This window comes from Lacibacter sp. H375 (assembly GCF_037892425.1).
GTDB lineage: Bacteria > Bacteroidota > Bacteroidia > Chitinophagales > Chitinophagaceae > Lacibacter.
Genome location: NZ_JBBKTT010000001.1, coordinates 4563397 through 4578042 on the forward strand (window position 1 = coordinate 4563397; position 14646 = coordinate 4578042).

Consider the following 14646-nt stretch of genomic DNA (forward strand, 5'->3'; position numbering starts at 1 on the left):
GTTTACAGGGAGATTGTTGCGTTGATGAAAAGAACTGTTGTGGAATGTGGCATTACCGATAATTGAAACAGATGAAAAACTGCATAAGGATGTACAAGAGCACAAAATAATTACCATTTCCCTTGTTGTATGTTTTCTGTAACAAGGCGGTACTTGGGTTTACGTTTATACAGCCAATTCTGTTTCAACCCCACTTTCGATCCATAAAAATTTTTCGTTCAAGCCTGATACTCTGATTTCTTTTTTCAACGACTCAACAGATTGCTTAAAATGCCACCACCCTTTGTAATGAATTGGAATTACTAAAGCAGGATTTAAAAGTTTAGTAGTTTGAATCGCTTCTTCTCCATTCATGGTAACTCTTAAATTCCTTTTTAAATATGGAAATGCCCCTGCTCCTAAGTGCAAGATAGCAATGCCTACTTTTTTCTTTTTTTCTAATTCATAAATTCCTTCAAAGAGCACCGTATCGCCAGAAATATAAATACAACCATTTTCCTGTCCTTGCCATTCAATTGTGAAACCCAACACCTTGCCCATCACTTTATTTAACCGTTTGATATTTGTATGTTGAGCAGGTATAGCCGTTATTTTTAGTTGTTTTATCTTTTCCGTTTCAACAGAATATTCCTGCCAATCGTCAAGACCGATTGTGTTGTCATTTTTTAACCGTCGTTGAGCATCTTTTGTGGAAAGCACCAATGGAACTGTTTGAATATAAGCTCTGCCATTTTTATCCAGATTGTCGCTGTGATGATCGTGACTTAATAACACCAAATCAACTTTCCCGATCTCTTCAACAGACAAAGCAGGATCAATATACTTTTTTGAAAATGCCAACGGGCGGCTCACATATTGCGGAAGCAATCCATCTTTTTTATCTAACGTAGGATCCGTTAAAATTTTAAATCCATTGATATTAATTAAAACACAGGCAGTGTCGATATGTGTAATTGTAATGCGCATTTGTATTTCATTTTACTTTTTAAAATAAGAATACAAACTTATGCTGCTCAACTGTGAGAGAAATTGACTTTGGTCAAGAAATACGTTTCCTGATTCTGCTTAACGTTTCGGGTACAACACCAATATAGGATGCAAGATATTTCAATGGAATCTGTTGAATATATTTTGGCTGTTCGGCCAGCAATTTTTCATATCGTTCCCGGGGTGTTTTTGTCAACAGATTTAATTCCCGTTTTACTTTCTTTTCCAATAAATATTCAGTGGAGATTTGACCAAGCTTTTTGGCCGTTTCACATTTATGATAAAGATTCTGTAAATCTTCATACGATATAGAATACAACTCACAATCCGTTAAAGCCTGGACATATACTTCTGTTTTCGTTCGGCTGTAAAATGAATCATAAGCGCAGTAAAATGAATTTTTGAACGCAAAATCAAACGTAATTTCTTTGTCTTTTACAGCTGCATAATACCGGATAGTACCCGTATCAATAAACGACAGATAGTTCTCTAATTGACCTTTCGACAAAATCAATTCATCCGCAGCAAATGTTCGTGTTTTAATACAACTTAAAAATGCAGACAGGTCATTTTCTTTAAACCCTTTCGTTGTAAAATATGTAATTAATGATTTCACTTCTACTTATTGATATGTTGCTGCATAACACTCTCCACTAAATTAAAGGCCACTCTTTATACTACCAAATTTTGCGGGTGGTTACATATCTGGTAACGTCAGTAACCGGTTCAGGCGCAAGTGTTCAGCAAGATCACTTGTGGCATTTAGTGCAGCCCGATTGTATCGGGCATTTGAAATGCTGATGCTGAATGATGTTTAAATAGCTTAGCACAAAACAGGAGTTGCAACCGCCGGCAGCCCATCACTGAATGACACTAGTTTACAGATCAATTTAGTGCCGGCTCCTTTGCTTTTATTTTCCTTGCTCCCGAAGCAGGTCTTTTCCTCTCTTTGTAAAAAATCAGAATCACTTCCGTAATAAAATATATACTTGCCAGGAACAGCATTGCCATCAGTATATAATTCTTAATGAGCAAGCGCTTATTCGATAAAATGGAGGCCGGTGTCCATACATTCGCAATATTATTGATACCTGCTTTTTCATAAATACCCCCGGCATTATCAATAAGTTCCTGATCGGTTGGAATTCTTCCATTGTCTTTTATGAACCTTTGCAGAAATTCGGCAGCACTTTGCTGTAATCCTTTGTCTGTTCCCTTAATGAAATTTGTTTTAACAGTATCTATATCTGTGTATTCAAATGTTGCATCGCCATATATCCCATCGTACCGAAAAAAACTAAATACAAGACCCACAAACAAAATAACTGCAATCAGCTTCAGGATCATTTTTATATAAGCTTTCTTCGATACTCTCAGCAATAAATTAATGAGCAGTATCAATACGAGACCAAGTAAACCTGCGATCGACATATAACGCAAGCTTAATTCCTTTATACCGATAAAGCTTGTTAAAGCACCTCCAAAAAGGCCAAAGATGGCGGTAACAATCAACGCCTGTGCATTGATAAATTTAATAGCGGCTCCATTTTCAGTTGACATGCTGAATTATTTTTAGCGTGGCATAAATGCAGTACACTCTTCATTGTCTGGAAAAAAAATGATCCGAAACTTCCTGCTGTTTCCTGTGCCGGGGTTTGACTGTACCTGTTCAAAAAGTTCTTTTGAAATACAGCGGAAATAGATCCTGTTCGATTCCCTGTCCCGGAAACGGAAAACATAATTTGAAGGAATGATGTTGGCGCCGTTTGCAGATACAAGCCCGTTTTGCTCAGTGAAGCCGTCGCATTTTCCTGTCTTGCATTTGTATTGTGCCTGTACAGCCGTTTCATACGAAAAAAAGTACCGCACATCAATATCGACTTCCTTTGCGATATTGCCGTTTGTGGTAACTGTTTTTGCATAGATAGCGCATATCTTGCTCTTGATATCTGCTTCTCCGATAAAACCTGTTATGTAATGAGCAGTTGAATAAAAAAGCTCTTCGTTTTCAACCGTCTCAGTAGGCCCACTGTCAGCTACCATTAAACTTCGTTGCTTGGATTGTTTCCCGATTGGATAAACACTGCTCATTTTAAGCGAATGATAGTTCATGTTATCTCTTACTGCCTGCACAATCCTTTGCTGTAACTGGCTAATGCTTCCGCTCCTGTTTACATCTGCCAGCACCTGGTTTAAAATAGCAACCTGGTTGGTAAGGAAAACGGTAATACCCATTGGCATCCGTTTTGATCTTATTGATGCCAGCTCTGATTGTATTTCACTGATGGTATTGACAAGCCTGTTCCTTGCATCTGATCGTACTCTTCCATTTGTAAATTGTGAAGAGGCCGCATCCAGTTCATTCAGCTTTATCAGAAATGTCTTTGAAGCAATTGAATTGTATTTGTCGGATCGTTTACTTTCCTTTTTCAAACGTTTTCGATCCGTTTTTTTTAAACGTTTAAAAGCAGGCATCTTCAGCTCGGCATAATAATTAATTTCTTCCAGGTTCCTGATGTTGGGATTCAATGCTTTTATAAACCTGATGGCATCATCATTGGGAAGTACACGCCGGTCGACAAGGTATTTGCTGACATAGGCATTTGTTTCCATGGGGTGTTGACGGTAATAATTGTTCAGGCTGTCTTTTCTCTTCTTCTCATCCTGGATATTTTTCGCCAGCGACTCCAGAAAGGATGAACCTGCTTTTTTTGTGGTATCCTTTGGACGGTTCGTACTCTGGCGCCTGTTTGATGTGTCTTGTGCATACTGAACATTTGCGAGCAGCAGCAGCGTAAAGATGCAAACGAAAACTTTCATGACGGCTTTTTTAAATGTGAAGTAGGGAGCCGGTCAAAAGATTTATTCCACGAGGTTTGAATTAACAGGGAAAACCAACCTGCTATAACAGGTTGCCATCTTAAAAATAATAAATAACTGAAAAAAAACATAGGTGAAAACACGGTTCAAAAACCCTGTCTTTACCTCTGTTAGGGCCTTTCACTGAATGATGCAAGCATAGGGCAATTGCCTGAGTAAAGCTTCTTGTGCCTTGCCGAACAACTGATCAATAAGTTTATGCAGAATAATATTCAGGCACAAGAAGCCAAAACCCAAAGGTGCGCCTCATTCTTGCATCAGCATTACTATACTTGGACCAGATGAGGTGCATATATTATCAGTGGAACGAAATAAAGATGGTTGAACATCTTGCAAAAGCTCCGCAGGTTCCTGCGGTGCTTTTGTATTTTAATGGCTGCAGCATTGATCAACAGGTTTATGCAGTGTGCTATTCAGGCATTACTTGTAACGCTTTGCGGGAAGAAGCCAATACACAAAACCTGCGACTCATTCTTGCGCCAACGTTACTATACTTGGACCGGACGGGGGGAAGAGGCAAATATTAGGACATAATGCCAAGAATAATAAATTTAGCGGCCATTTCAGTTATATTTAATCTCAAATCAAAAGACCGCAACTAAAGCTAAAATAAGCACTAAATGGTAAAGGACTTTTTAGAGTTATTTAAAGTATATGCCAAAATTATTGGACTAGAGGAAGACCAGACAAATAGAATCGTATTCCTGCTCCTACTAATAATAGTATTAATGGGAGTTGTAAGCACAATATATGTTACGCTAAAAAGAATAGTTTCATATTATTGGAATAGAAGAAACAACAAAGACTTACACCCCTTCTTCTCTTATACAGATGTAAAAAAAGCAACAAAGTTTTACATTTCCACCAAGTATCAAAATATATCGCCTTCTGAAGACGAAGAACCAACCAGACGTTACATTGCCTCTGCTAAAGACAAATTGATGCCTCTTTTTTTAAAAAAAGTTTTCCCTTATGGCAAAACTGACAATAAATACTATTTGTTACTTGCTGACTCCGGAATGGGAAAAACAACTTTCTTAATAAATCTATATATCGAATATAAAAATAGATTCCGTTGGCTGTTTTCAAAAAAAGCATTTGACATAAAGTTGATACCAATATGGCATCATGATGCCACCAAATACATTGAAAAAGTGAAAGACCCTGAAAATACAATTCTCTTACTTGACGCTTTTGATGAGTCTACGGCCGCACAAAAAAACTATTTCCTTACACTAAAAAATATTCTCTTAAAAGTATCATCTTTTAGGTTGATTATAATCACATGTCGAACTCAGTTCTTTCCCTCACAAAAAGAAGAACCACACGAAACAGGATACTTTACTGCTGGCGAGAAAGGCGAATATTATTTTCAAAAATTATACATTTCGCCATTTGATGATAAGGATGTGAATAAATATCTAAAAAACCGTTTCCCTTATATCTGGCAACGGAATAAATACCTTAAAGCCAAAGACATTGCACGAAGATGCCCTAACTTGCTTATCAGACCTATGCTTCTTAACCATATAGAAGAGATTATGGAAGATAAGATTGAGTTTGAGTTCACATTTCAAATATATGATGCACTTATTAGTAGTTGGATTAGAAGAGAATCTAAAAAAACTGGCATTAAAGAAAAATATAAATCTGAGAAAAATTTCATCCGTCTTCTTATAGATTTTTCGGAAAAATTCTCCATTAATCTGTATCAGAAAAGTAATGAAAGAGATGGCTATTATTTGCCACAATCTGAAAATTTTGCGGAAGGAGAATTAAGATTAGAAGAGTTCGATGATACTTCAAATTCTCAGATGGAAGATATTGACAAAAAAAGCAAATCACTATTAACAAGAAATGCGAACGGAGATTATCGATTTTCGCATAAATCTATACTTGAATACTTTTTAGCTAAGGCCATTTTTGATAAGCATTTATCCTACCATGAATTCAATTTTACTGCAATGGACATGGTTAAGCTATTTCATAAAGAAATGCTTATTCATAAACTTAGCGGCATGCAAGGCAATATTGCATACCATAAAACATATCTGACAAAACAGCAGCAAACAAATTTAGAAAGCTTAAACATTAAAAGAATTACAGATGTTAAAACACTTACAGTCAAAGATGTTGGAAGTATTCAACTAGAGCAGTTTTCTATTTTCAATAAATTAGAGAAACTACTATTACTTGATGAAGTGATAATGAAAGATGTTTATCAAATTTACGTTAGGTCGCACTTATACTTTTTGCATTTAAATGAGCAGATAGAGCAGCAAATTCTTCCAAAAGGCCGTAAAGAAATTTGGGAAAATAGTTTTAATATTTTAGAAGAAAATCAATTAATTGCCCTTAAGCGTCATCTACAACATTTTGGCTTGAATAAAACTAAGAAACTATTAAAAGAGTTAAACATCACAATTACTGATGAAATGAAGAACACATACAACTTAAATGAATCCAAAATACTGGAGAACGTAGATATAACTAAATTAAAAAAGGCAAATAAATTTATAGAGGAAGCATACAACTTAATGGAAAGGCTTCCCAATACTGAAATTATTTTCTGACACTTATTGACACTTCACCAACTATTTACCCCATTTCAAATGCTGCATAGATTCCCAACCATACAAGAGTGCGACGCAACAACAGCTTAATAGAAGCACTTGCTTCCGCTACAAAAACATTTGTATTTGGGTTTGGCAACGGAGTTTCTTCGTTGCGGCTTGGTTGAGATGAGTTCATGAATTCGGCAGGTCCCTCCTGCGTCGGGAGGACCTATGTTGGGCAGACAGCAATATTGAGCAGTTGAATATTACTTCAACCGCTCTCTAAAATCAAGATCGTTTTCTTTTAGTGTTTCTTTCGCTATGTCGTAGCCAGCATCCGCATGTCGTATCACTCCCATTCCCGGATCGTTGCGGAGTACACGTTTCAATCGTTGTTCAGCATCATCGGTACCATCGGCCACAATCACCATACCGGCGTGGATGCTGTAACCCATACCTACGCCACCACCATGATGCAGGCTTACCCAACTGGCGCCGCCTGCGGTGTTTACGAGTGCGTTTAGGATGGGCCAATCGGCCACGGCATCGCTGCCATCGAGCATGCTTTCGGTTTCACGGTTGGGGCTGGCTACAGAGCCGGTATCGAGATGATCACGACCAATAACAATGGGCGCTTTTACTTTGCCGGTGCGTACGAGTTCGTTAAAGGCGAGTCCTGCTTTCTCCCGTTCGCCCTGGCCGAGCCAGCAGATGCGTGCCGGTAATCCCTGGAAAGCAATTTTTTCCTGCGCCATCTTCATCCATCGCAACATGCCCTTGTTATGGGGGAACATGTTCATGATGAGTTCGTCGGTTACGGCAATATCATTTGCATCGCCACTGAGTGCTGCCCAACGGAAGGGACCTTTGCCTTCGCAAAAGAGCGGACGGATGTAAGCGGGGACGAAGCCGGGGAAAGCAAAGCATCTTCCGATTGGAAATTCGTGAATGGTGAGTGGTGAATGGTGAGTGCGCTCCGTAGCGGAAGCTTTTTCACTATTGACCATTGACAATTGACCATTGACTATTTTGTCTTCCTGTTCTTTCGCTCTTGCACGAATATTATTTCCATAATCAAACGTAATAGCTCCCTGGTCCATGAGTTGCAACATGAGTTGCACATGGAGGTACATGCTTTCGTAACTGAGTTGCAGGTAACGTTCGGGATTGGTTGTACGCAGTTCGTTTGCTTCGGCGTTGCTGAGTGTATGTGGTATGTAACCAATGAGCGGATCGTGTGCACTTGTTTGATCGGTGAGTGTATCAGGAATAATATCACGTGAGATCAAATGATCGAGCAGGTGAATGGCATTGCATACCACACCAATGCTGCGGGCAATGCCTTCCTTACGGTAATGCACAGCCGCATTAATGGCTTCGTCGATGCTGGTATATTTTTCGTCGAGGTATTTTGTTTCGATGCGTTTATCGATGCGCCACTCTTCCACTTCGGCAATGAGTGCCACACCTTCGTTCATGGTTATTGCTAAAGGTTGTGCGCCACCCATGCCGCCGAGTCCGGCAGTAACGTTCAATGTTCCTTTCAATGTTCCGCCGAAATGTTTATCGGCAATGGCCGCATATGTTTCATAGGTGCCTTGCACAATGCCTTGTGAGCCGATGTAGATCCAGGAGCCGGCGGTCATTTGTCCGTACATCATGAGTCCTTTTTTCTCCAGCTCATCAAAGTGTTTCCAGTTGGCCCAGTTGGGTACTAACTGACTGTTGCTGATGAGTACACGTGGTGCATCTTTGTGTGTTTTTAGTATGCCGACGGGTTTACCACTTTGGATGAGTAGTGATTCATCGTTCTCCAATACTTTTAATGCAGCAATGATATTATCGAGTGCTTCGAAGTTGCGGGCTGCTTTGCCTCGGCCACCGTAGACGATGAGATCGTCGGAGCGTTCGGCTACATCGGGGTTGAGGTTGTTGAGGAGCATGCGCAAAGCGGCTTCTTGAATCCAGCCTTTGCAACTTAGCTGTGAGCCAGTTGGAGTTTTATACTTAACAGTGTCGTAGTGTTGTGTTGTTGTTGACATAGCAATCTTTTTAATTTCTTTCTGTTCTTTTTGCTCCCGAAGATGCTTCGCTCATCGGGACAGGTTGTCCAAAAAGAACCAAAAAAGACCCCGAAAACCAATGTACAGCCTGGTTTTCGGTTTACGCTTTGATGTGGCGTTGTTACTACTGTGGTGAATTACTTTTTATTTTCTACTGTACACTTTCTGTGTAACAGTAGAATTTATTTTATGCTGCTTGTTATTCCAAATTCCCAATTACTAATTCCTCTATACTTTCTTCTACTGTGGTGAATTACTTTTATTTCTCTACTGTACACTTTCTGTGCAGCAGTATGATTAATGGTATGCTGCCTGTTTTACTATCTTCTATCTTCTATCTCCTATCTTCTACCTTCTATCAACTACCGGCTAATGAACTCCACTGCTTTCATCATATCCTCATGCAACACACGGTCTTTATCAACAAAGCTTACTTGCTTTCTGAACGCACTCATCACCTCTTCCACTTTTGCTGAACTCTTTAATGGTCTGCGGAAATCCAATGCTTGTGCTGCACTGAGCAGTTCTATCGCCAATACTTTTTCTACATTCTTCATTACACGATAGGCTTTGGTGGCTGCATTGGCACCCATGCTTACATGATCTTCCTGGTTGTTGCTCGATGAAATGCTGTCAACACTTGCCGGTGTGCAGAGTTGTTTGTTTTCACTTACAATGCCAGCGGCTGTGTATTGCGGAATCATAAAGCCACTGTTGAGTCCGGCTTCTTTTACAAGGAACATTGGCAGGTTACGTTGTCCACTGATGAGTTGATAGGTTCTTCGTTCGCTAATGTTAGCAAGTTCACTCATAGCGATTGCATAATAATCCAATGCTAACGCCAACGGCTGACCGTGAAAGTTACCACCGCTTACAATGAGATCTTCTTCTGGAAATACATTGGGATTATCAGTAACTGAATTGATCTCTGTTAAGAATACATTCTTTACATGTGCAATGGCATCTTTGGTTGCTCCATGCACTTGTGGTATACAACGGAAACTATAAGGATCCTGTACCTGTTGTTTTTTCTGCTGACCAATTTCACTTCCGCTCAAAATGTTTCTTAATTGTTGAGCCGTGTGTATTTGTCCGCTGTGTGGACGGATGGTTTGAATTTTTTCGTGAAAGGGTTGATCGATACAATCAAATGCATCAAACGAAATAGCAGCAATGAGATCGGCCCATTGCATTAATCGTTCGGCTTGCACTAAACAGTACATGCCATAGGCACTCATGAATTGTGTACCGTTGATGAGCGCCAACCCTTCTTTGCTTTTTAAAGCGATCGGTTGCCAGTTGAGTTTGTTGAGTACTTCCTGTGCCTTGTGTCTTGTTCCTTCATAGTTCACTTCTCCCATACCAATTAATGGCAAACTCAAATGACTGAGTGGTGCCAGGTCGCCACTAGCGCCCAATGATCCTTGCTGATAAATGACTGGCAGCACATTGTTGTTGTGCATGTCCATTAACCGCTTCACTGTATCAACCTGCACGGCGCTGTATCCATAGCTAAGCGATTTTATTTTTAAGGCGAGCATGAGCTTTACAATTTCCTCCGGCACTTCTTCGCCCATACCACATGCATGGCTCATCAACAGATTATTCTGCAGTTGCTCTAACTGATCATCGGCAATGATCACGTTTTGCAGAAAACCAAAACCGGTGTTGATGCCGTAGAACGGCGTATCGCTTTCAGCTACTTTTTTATCGAGGTATTGCCGGCATGTTTCGATCTTATGGTGTGCACGAAAGGTGATGGAGACAAATTGCTTGAACTGCAGGTAATTCTTCACTTCATCGAAGGTGAGTTGCTGTTCGTCGAGGGGGAGATAGTTGTATTCGGTCATAGTTTTTGCAATCGGGACGAATGTAGGAAATTATGGAGAGAATGCGAACTGCTGTTAGCTGAAACCCCGTTGGCGGCTGGAAGCCCCGACGGCGGTTGTACCGCAACTCTTTCTGTTCTTTTGTCTTGACACAAAAGAACCAAAAAGTCAAGACGGAACATATTACCCCCATGTTCCGTCGAACGCCTTGATTAAGCTTGGGTACTACTGTTATGAATTACAGTTGTAGTTAAATCAACATCCTATGTTTATCACTCTGTTTTTATAGGCATGATTTATGCAAAACTTTACTCGCTTTTGAAAAATGGTTAATACTTACATTTGAAAAATATGAAACAGCTTTCACTTTGCTTACTCTTTGCAGCGTTTGGTTTTCAGTTATCTGCTCAAACTATTCAATTACTTGACAGTGGTAAAACAAATTCCATTCGTGGGTTGAGTGTGGTGAATGATAATATTGTTTGGGCGAGTGGAGCAAATGGGATGGTTGGTCGTTCGATTGATGGTGGTGCAACATTCAAATGGACGAAAGTTGATGGCTTTGCAAAAACTGATTTCAGGGATATCGAAGCATTTGATGCCAATACTGCGATCATCATGGGTATTGATACGCCAGCTGTGATCTTGAAAACAATTGATGGCGGCATCAACTGGAAGATCGTTTTTAAAGATAACCGTCCGGGTATGTTTTTAGATGCGATGGAATTCTTTAATGAAAAGAGTGGTGTGGTATTAGGCGACCCTATCAATGGAAAAATATTTATGGCCGTAACAGTTGATGGTGGTACTACGTGGCGGCCAATGCCGGAAAGTCTTTCCCCTGCTGCTGAGAAGGGCGAAGCAATGTTTGCAAGTAGTGGCACTAATGTGCGTACGGTTGGCAAACAGGAATTATTGTTTATTACAGGTGGTACTTATTCACGCATCTTTATTCGTAACGATAAAATTGTATTGCCGATCATACAGGGAAAAGAAACAACCGGTGCTAATTCATTAGCAGTATGGGATAAAAAAACATTTGCCATTGTTGGTGGCGATTTTAATCATGCAACATCAAGCGAAAAGAATTGTGTGCTCAGTAAAAATGGTGGTAAAACTTTTTTAACACCCACTACCCCACCATTTGGTTACAGAAGTTGTGTGGAGTATTTATCGAAATCAAAATTGATCACATGCGGTATCACCGGCGTTGATGTAAGTGAAGATGGTGGCATGAACTGGCGCAACATTTCTGCTGAAGGTTTTCATGTGGTGCGTAAAGCAAAGAAAGGAAAGGCTGTTTATTTAGCCGGTGGAAAAGGAAGAGTGGCGAAGTTGGTTTGGTGATGAGTATTGCTGTCATCCCGAGGCACGAGGGATGACAGGTAACATCAGCAAAATTATCTGACAACAATCATCGCTTCTTTTGATGGCTGACATTGGGTTTTGAAAAAAGGGCTTCTACCTTCACTTTCAAATTACAACCTATGCATATTCAATTGCACGATAACATTACACTCAAAGAAATAAAAAACGTTTTTTCTGATCACTATCCCTACCTGAAACTGGAGTTTTATTCAAAACCACATCTCTTGTATGAATCATCAGACGAGCGTGATGTGTTGCCTGATGAAAAGATGTTGAAAGAGATCAAGGAAATTCATATTGACGGCATCATCGATATTCAACCAACGGAAAAAGTAGCTGATCTTGAATTCGATTTTCAACGACGTTTCGGATTACCGGTGCAGGTGCTGCGACTGGAACATGGACTATGGTGCCAAACAACGGGTATGGATGCTTTTACATTGAAAGATGTAAACCAGTTCAGCAAAAATGATTCTGATGACGACCTGGTGGAAGATTATGACGAAGGATTTGAAGAATTAAAGGCCTGATAATTTGCCTGTTTATTATAGCTGCTTCCAATGTTTTTAAACCAGGAATGTTGTTTGTGCAACCTGTTTATTTTTTAAACATGAAATAAACTGCACCCAAGAGAAAAAGAAAACTTACAATATATTTCCAGTGAAAGGGTTCCTTTAAATACACAACTGCAAACACGCCAAACACAACCAGTGTAATTACTTCCTGTATCATTTTCAACTCAAATGCATTCACTCCGCTTTGGTAACCGATGCGGTTGGCAGGCACCATCAAACAATATTCAAAAAAAGCAATGCCCCAGCTGATGAGTACTACTTTCCACAACGGTACGTTTTGATGACGCAGATGTCCGTACCACGCAATGGTCATGAAAATATTTGAGAAGAGCAATAACAGGATTGCACGGATCATTGCAGTTAATTTTCTGAACGTTTGCCGGCTAATAAATACAAGGCAGCCATGCGCACCGCTACTCCATTCTCTACCTGTTGAAGAATGATGGATTGTTTACTATCGGCTACATCACTGTCCAATTCCACACCACGATTGATAGGACCCGGATGCATGATCACAATTTCTTTATTTAATGAATCGAGTAGTTTACGGTTGATCCCATATGCAAGATTGTATTCCCTTAAAGAAGAAAACAGTGGTTGATTTTGTCGTTCGAGTTGAATACGCAATACATTCGCCACATCGCACCACTTCAATGTTTCTTCAATGTTGTACGATACATTTACACCAAACGATTGCTGTAAATATTTTGGAATAAGTGTGGGCGGACCAGCCACTGTAACTTCAGCACCCATCTTCTTCAATAAATAAATATTACTGAGCGCCACACGACTGTGCATGATATCACCAAGGATAGCGATCTTCTTTCCTTCAAGTGTCCCTAATTTTTCTCTGATTGAAAATGCATCGAGCAATGCCTGTGTTGGATGTTCATTAATTCCATCGCCTGCATTTACAATTGCTGCCGGAATATGCTTGGCTAAGAAGTGAGGAGCACCACTTGCACTATGTCGCATTACCACCAGGTCAACTTTCATGCTCAGGATATTGTTCACCGTATCGAGCAGGGTTTCGCCTTTTGCAGCTGAGGAACCTGATGCGGTGAAGTTGATGGTATCGGCACTAAGTCTTTTTTCCGCAAGTTCAAACGAAATACGTGTACGGGTGGAGTTCTCATAAAAAAGGTTCACAATGGTTACATCACGCAACGATGGAACTTTTTTAATGGGTCTTTGTAAAACTTCTTTGAATTGGGCGGCCGTATCAAGGATCAATTGAATATCCTGTGCCGTGAGATCTTTAATGCCGAGCAGATGACGAGTGGATAGTTGCATTAAAAAGCAAAGCTAAGGTTCCAAGAGGAAACCCCAAAATCCAAATACCAAAACACAAATTCCAAAAATCCAATGGCCAAATTCCAAGGCAGTTTAAATACCCGGATTAAATGAAACATGTTATTTATCGCCTAGTTTTATGAGTATGGCTGAAAATATTTTACGGAGTTGATCTGCCTCATCAATTAACCTTGTCCGTTCCGGTTCCAACTCTGTCTTTTTGCTTTCGATATGTAATAACCTTAGCCACCGGATTGACTCTTTCGCCTCTTTTCTTGAGATTTTTATCCGCATCCGTAAATCTGCCTGACCAAGATTTTCATTGGCTTCAATATAATTGGCTCCGACTGATCCGCTGGATCGAATGACCTGTTTGATGTCTTCCAGATTGATAACATCCCAAGTGAGCTTTCTGCAAAAGACTCTTACATCATTTGCAAAACGAAAGGTTCTTTCTTCCAGTTCAGCAGACATAAGCAGGTGTTTCTTATGGTTAAAAAATCATTACTCTGAAATACGGACCTGAATTTTCAATTTGAAACCTGTCTTTCTTTGGATTCTGGAATTTGTTTTTTGGTTTTTTTTCACAGTAACACAACTTCCGGCTTCTCCCAATCCACTGTTACTTTCTGGCTCAGAATAGAATCGATGGCCTTTCCTGTATAATCGGGCTGTATGGGTAACTGGCGGTTGAACCTGCGATCGACCAATACCAGCAGCTCCACTTTTGCAGGGCGGCCAAAATCGACCAGGGCATCCATGGCTGCACGGATGGTACGGCCGGTGTAGAGCACATCATCGATGAGGATCACATTTTTATTTTCAATATTGAAGTTGATGGTGGTTTGATTAGCTATATGCAGTTCTTTGTGCACATCATCACGATAAAAAGTAATATCTAATTTGCCGTATTGTAATTTCTCATCGGGATAAATGCTTTGAATGATCTGCACGATGCGATCGGCAAGGTAAATGCCTCTTGGCTGCAGACCAACAAATACTGCATCGTTAAACGGATGATGGTTCTCAATTAACTGGTGACTGAGACGCTGTATGGTGAGTTGTAACTGTTCGTTTGATAAGATGGTCTTCACTG

Annotated in this window: 15 protein-coding genes; 4 read left to right on the top strand and 11 right to left on the bottom strand. The window is 40.0% G+C overall.

Going from position 1 to position 14646, the window contains the following annotated elements; all coding sequences use genetic code 11:
• Positions 1 to 165: 165 nt before the first annotated feature.
• The 4 genes from WG954_RS19570 to WG954_RS19585 all read right to left on the bottom strand — a co-directional run bounded on the left by WG954_RS19570 (position 166) and on the right by WG954_RS19585 (position 3807).
• Complete coding sequence (locus WG954_RS19570) at positions 166 to 966, bottom strand: MBL fold metallo-hydrolase (protein ID WP_340438619.1); 801 nt, start codon at positions 964 to 966, stop codon at positions 166 to 168.
• Between the two features lie 73 nt (positions 967 to 1039).
• The gene (locus WG954_RS19575; protein ID WP_340438621.1) at positions 1040 to 1603 is read right to left on the bottom strand and encodes a Crp/Fnr family transcriptional regulator; all 564 of its coding nucleotides are present in this window, start codon (positions 1601 to 1603) and stop codon (positions 1040 to 1042) included.
• 269 nt (positions 1604 to 1872) lie between these two features.
• A complete protein-coding gene (locus WG954_RS19580; RefSeq protein ID WP_340438623.1) occupies positions 1873 to 2547 on the bottom strand; it encodes a hypothetical protein in 675 nt (224 codons plus the stop codon).
• Positions 2548 to 2559: 12 nt separating this feature from the next.
• Positions 2560 to 3807 (bottom strand): hypothetical protein, encoded by a 1248-nt coding sequence (locus WG954_RS19585; RefSeq protein ID WP_340438624.1) that lies wholly within the window; start codon positions 3805 to 3807, stop codon positions 2560 to 2562.
• Positions 3808 to 4148: 341 nt separating this feature from the next.
• Between WG954_RS19585 and WG954_RS19590 the strand changes: the two genes are divergently transcribed.
• The gene (locus WG954_RS19590; protein WP_340438625.1) at positions 4149 to 4394 is read left to right on the top strand and encodes a hypothetical protein; all 246 of its coding nucleotides are present in this window, start codon (positions 4149 to 4151) and stop codon (positions 4392 to 4394) included.
• A 93-nt stretch (positions 4395 to 4487) separates the two neighbouring features.
• On the top strand, positions 4488 to 6440 hold the full coding sequence (locus WG954_RS19595) for an NACHT domain-containing protein (RefSeq protein ID WP_340438627.1): 1953 nt from the start codon (positions 4488 to 4490) through the stop codon (positions 6438 to 6440).
• A gap of 25 nt (positions 6441 to 6465) precedes the next feature.
• On the opposite strand, the gene WG954_RS19600 is transcribed toward WG954_RS19595, so the two are convergent.
• The 3 genes from WG954_RS19600 to hutH all read right to left on the bottom strand — a co-directional run bounded on the left by WG954_RS19600 (position 6466) and on the right by hutH (position 10335).
• Positions 6466 to 6618 carry a hypothetical protein gene (locus WG954_RS19600; protein WP_340438629.1) on the bottom strand — a complete coding sequence of 51 codons (153 nt, stop codon included), beginning with the start codon at positions 6616 to 6618 and terminating at the stop codon, positions 6466 to 6468.
• 70 nt (positions 6619 to 6688) lie between these two features.
• Positions 6689 to 8464: a urocanate hydratase gene (hutU, locus tag WG954_RS19605; protein ID WP_340438630.1), complete on the bottom strand. Its 1776-nt coding sequence runs from the start codon at positions 8462 to 8464 to the stop codon at positions 6689 to 6691.
• A 383-nt stretch (positions 8465 to 8847) separates the two neighbouring features.
• On the bottom strand, positions 8848 to 10335 hold the full coding sequence (gene hutH, locus WG954_RS19610; protein ID WP_340438632.1) for a histidine ammonia-lyase: 1488 nt from the start codon (positions 10333 to 10335) through the stop codon (positions 8848 to 8850).
• A 330-nt stretch (positions 10336 to 10665) separates the two neighbouring features.
• On the opposite strand from hutH, the gene WG954_RS19615 reads away from it, so the two are divergent.
• Both WG954_RS19615 and WG954_RS19620 read left to right on the top strand, forming a co-directional pair.
• Positions 10666 to 11661 (top strand): WD40/YVTN/BNR-like repeat-containing protein, encoded by a 996-nt coding sequence (locus tag WG954_RS19615; protein ID WP_340438635.1) that lies wholly within the window; start codon positions 10666 to 10668, stop codon positions 11659 to 11661.
• Positions 11662 to 11801: 140 nt separating this feature from the next.
• Positions 11802 to 12212, top strand: a complete 411-nt coding sequence (locus WG954_RS19620) for a hypothetical protein (protein WP_340438637.1) — start codon at positions 11802 to 11804, stop codon at positions 12210 to 12212.
• A 67-nt stretch (positions 12213 to 12279) separates the two neighbouring features.
• Here WG954_RS19620 and WG954_RS19625 read toward each other — a convergent pair whose 3' ends face one another.
• The 4 genes from WG954_RS19625 to pyrR form a co-directional block, all read right to left on the bottom strand.
• Positions 12280 to 12612, bottom strand: coding sequence for a DMT family protein (locus tag WG954_RS19625; RefSeq protein WP_255460198.1), 333 nt, complete (start codon positions 12610 to 12612; stop codon positions 12280 to 12282).
• A gap of 5 nt (positions 12613 to 12617) precedes the next feature.
• Positions 12618 to 13550 (bottom strand): aspartate carbamoyltransferase catalytic subunit, encoded by a 933-nt coding sequence (locus tag WG954_RS19630; protein WP_340438640.1) that lies wholly within the window; start codon positions 13548 to 13550, stop codon positions 12618 to 12620.
• A 120-nt stretch (positions 13551 to 13670) separates the two neighbouring features.
• On the bottom strand, positions 13671 to 14024 hold the full coding sequence (locus WG954_RS19635; protein WP_340438642.1) for a four helix bundle protein: 354 nt from the start codon (positions 14022 to 14024) through the stop codon (positions 13671 to 13673).
• Positions 14025 to 14134: 110 nt separating this feature from the next.
• Positions 14135 to 14644 (bottom strand): bifunctional pyr operon transcriptional regulator/uracil phosphoribosyltransferase PyrR, encoded by a 510-nt coding sequence (pyrR, locus tag WG954_RS19640; RefSeq protein ID WP_340438644.1) that lies wholly within the window; start codon positions 14642 to 14644, stop codon positions 14135 to 14137.
• Positions 14645 to 14646 lie beyond the last annotated feature (2 nt).

Bases quoted from the DNA above. Each gene is read 5' to 3' on its own strand.
- WG954_RS19570 (WP_340438619.1), bottom strand. From the start codon at position 966: ATGCGCATTACAATTACACATATCGACACTGCCTGTGTTTTAATTAAT.
- WG954_RS19580 (WP_340438623.1), bottom strand. From the start codon at position 2,547: ATGTCAACTGAAAATGGAGCCGCTATTAAATTTATCAATGCACAGGCG.
- WG954_RS19585 (WP_340438624.1), bottom strand. From the start codon at position 3,807: ATGAAAGTTTTCGTTTGCATCTTTACGCTGCTGCTGCTCGCAAATGTT.
- WG954_RS19590 (WP_340438625.1), top strand. From the start codon at position 4,149: ATGAGGTGCATATATTATCAGTGGAACGAAATAAAGATGGTTGAACAT.
- WG954_RS19595 (WP_340438627.1), top strand. From the start codon at position 4,488: ATGGTAAAGGACTTTTTAGAGTTATTTAAAGTATATGCCAAAATTATT.
- WG954_RS19600 (WP_340438629.1), bottom strand. From the start codon at position 6,618: ATGAACTCATCTCAACCAAGCCGCAACGAAGAAACTCCGTTGCCAAAC.
- hutU (WP_340438630.1), bottom strand. From the start codon at position 8,464: ATGTCAACAACAACACAACACTACGACACTGTTAAGTATAAAACTCCA.
- hutH (WP_340438632.1), bottom strand. From the start codon at position 10,335: ATGACCGAATACAACTATCTCCCCCTCGACGAACAGCAACTCACCTTC.
- WG954_RS19615 (WP_340438635.1), top strand. From the start codon at position 10,666: ATGAAACAGCTTTCACTTTGCTTACTCTTTGCAGCGTTTGGTTTTCAG.
- WG954_RS19620 (WP_340438637.1), top strand. From the start codon at position 11,802: ATGCATATTCAATTGCACGATAACATTACACTCAAAGAAATAAAAAAC.
- WG954_RS19625 (WP_255460198.1), bottom strand. From the start codon at position 12,612: ATGATCCGTGCAATCCTGTTATTGCTCTTCTCAAATATTTTCATGACC.
- WG954_RS19630 (WP_340438640.1), bottom strand. From the start codon at position 13,550: ATGCAACTATCCACTCGTCATCTGCTCGGCATTAAAGATCTCACGGCA.
- WG954_RS19635 (WP_340438642.1), bottom strand. From the start codon at position 14,024: ATGTCTGCTGAACTGGAAGAAAGAACCTTTCGTTTTGCAAATGATGTA.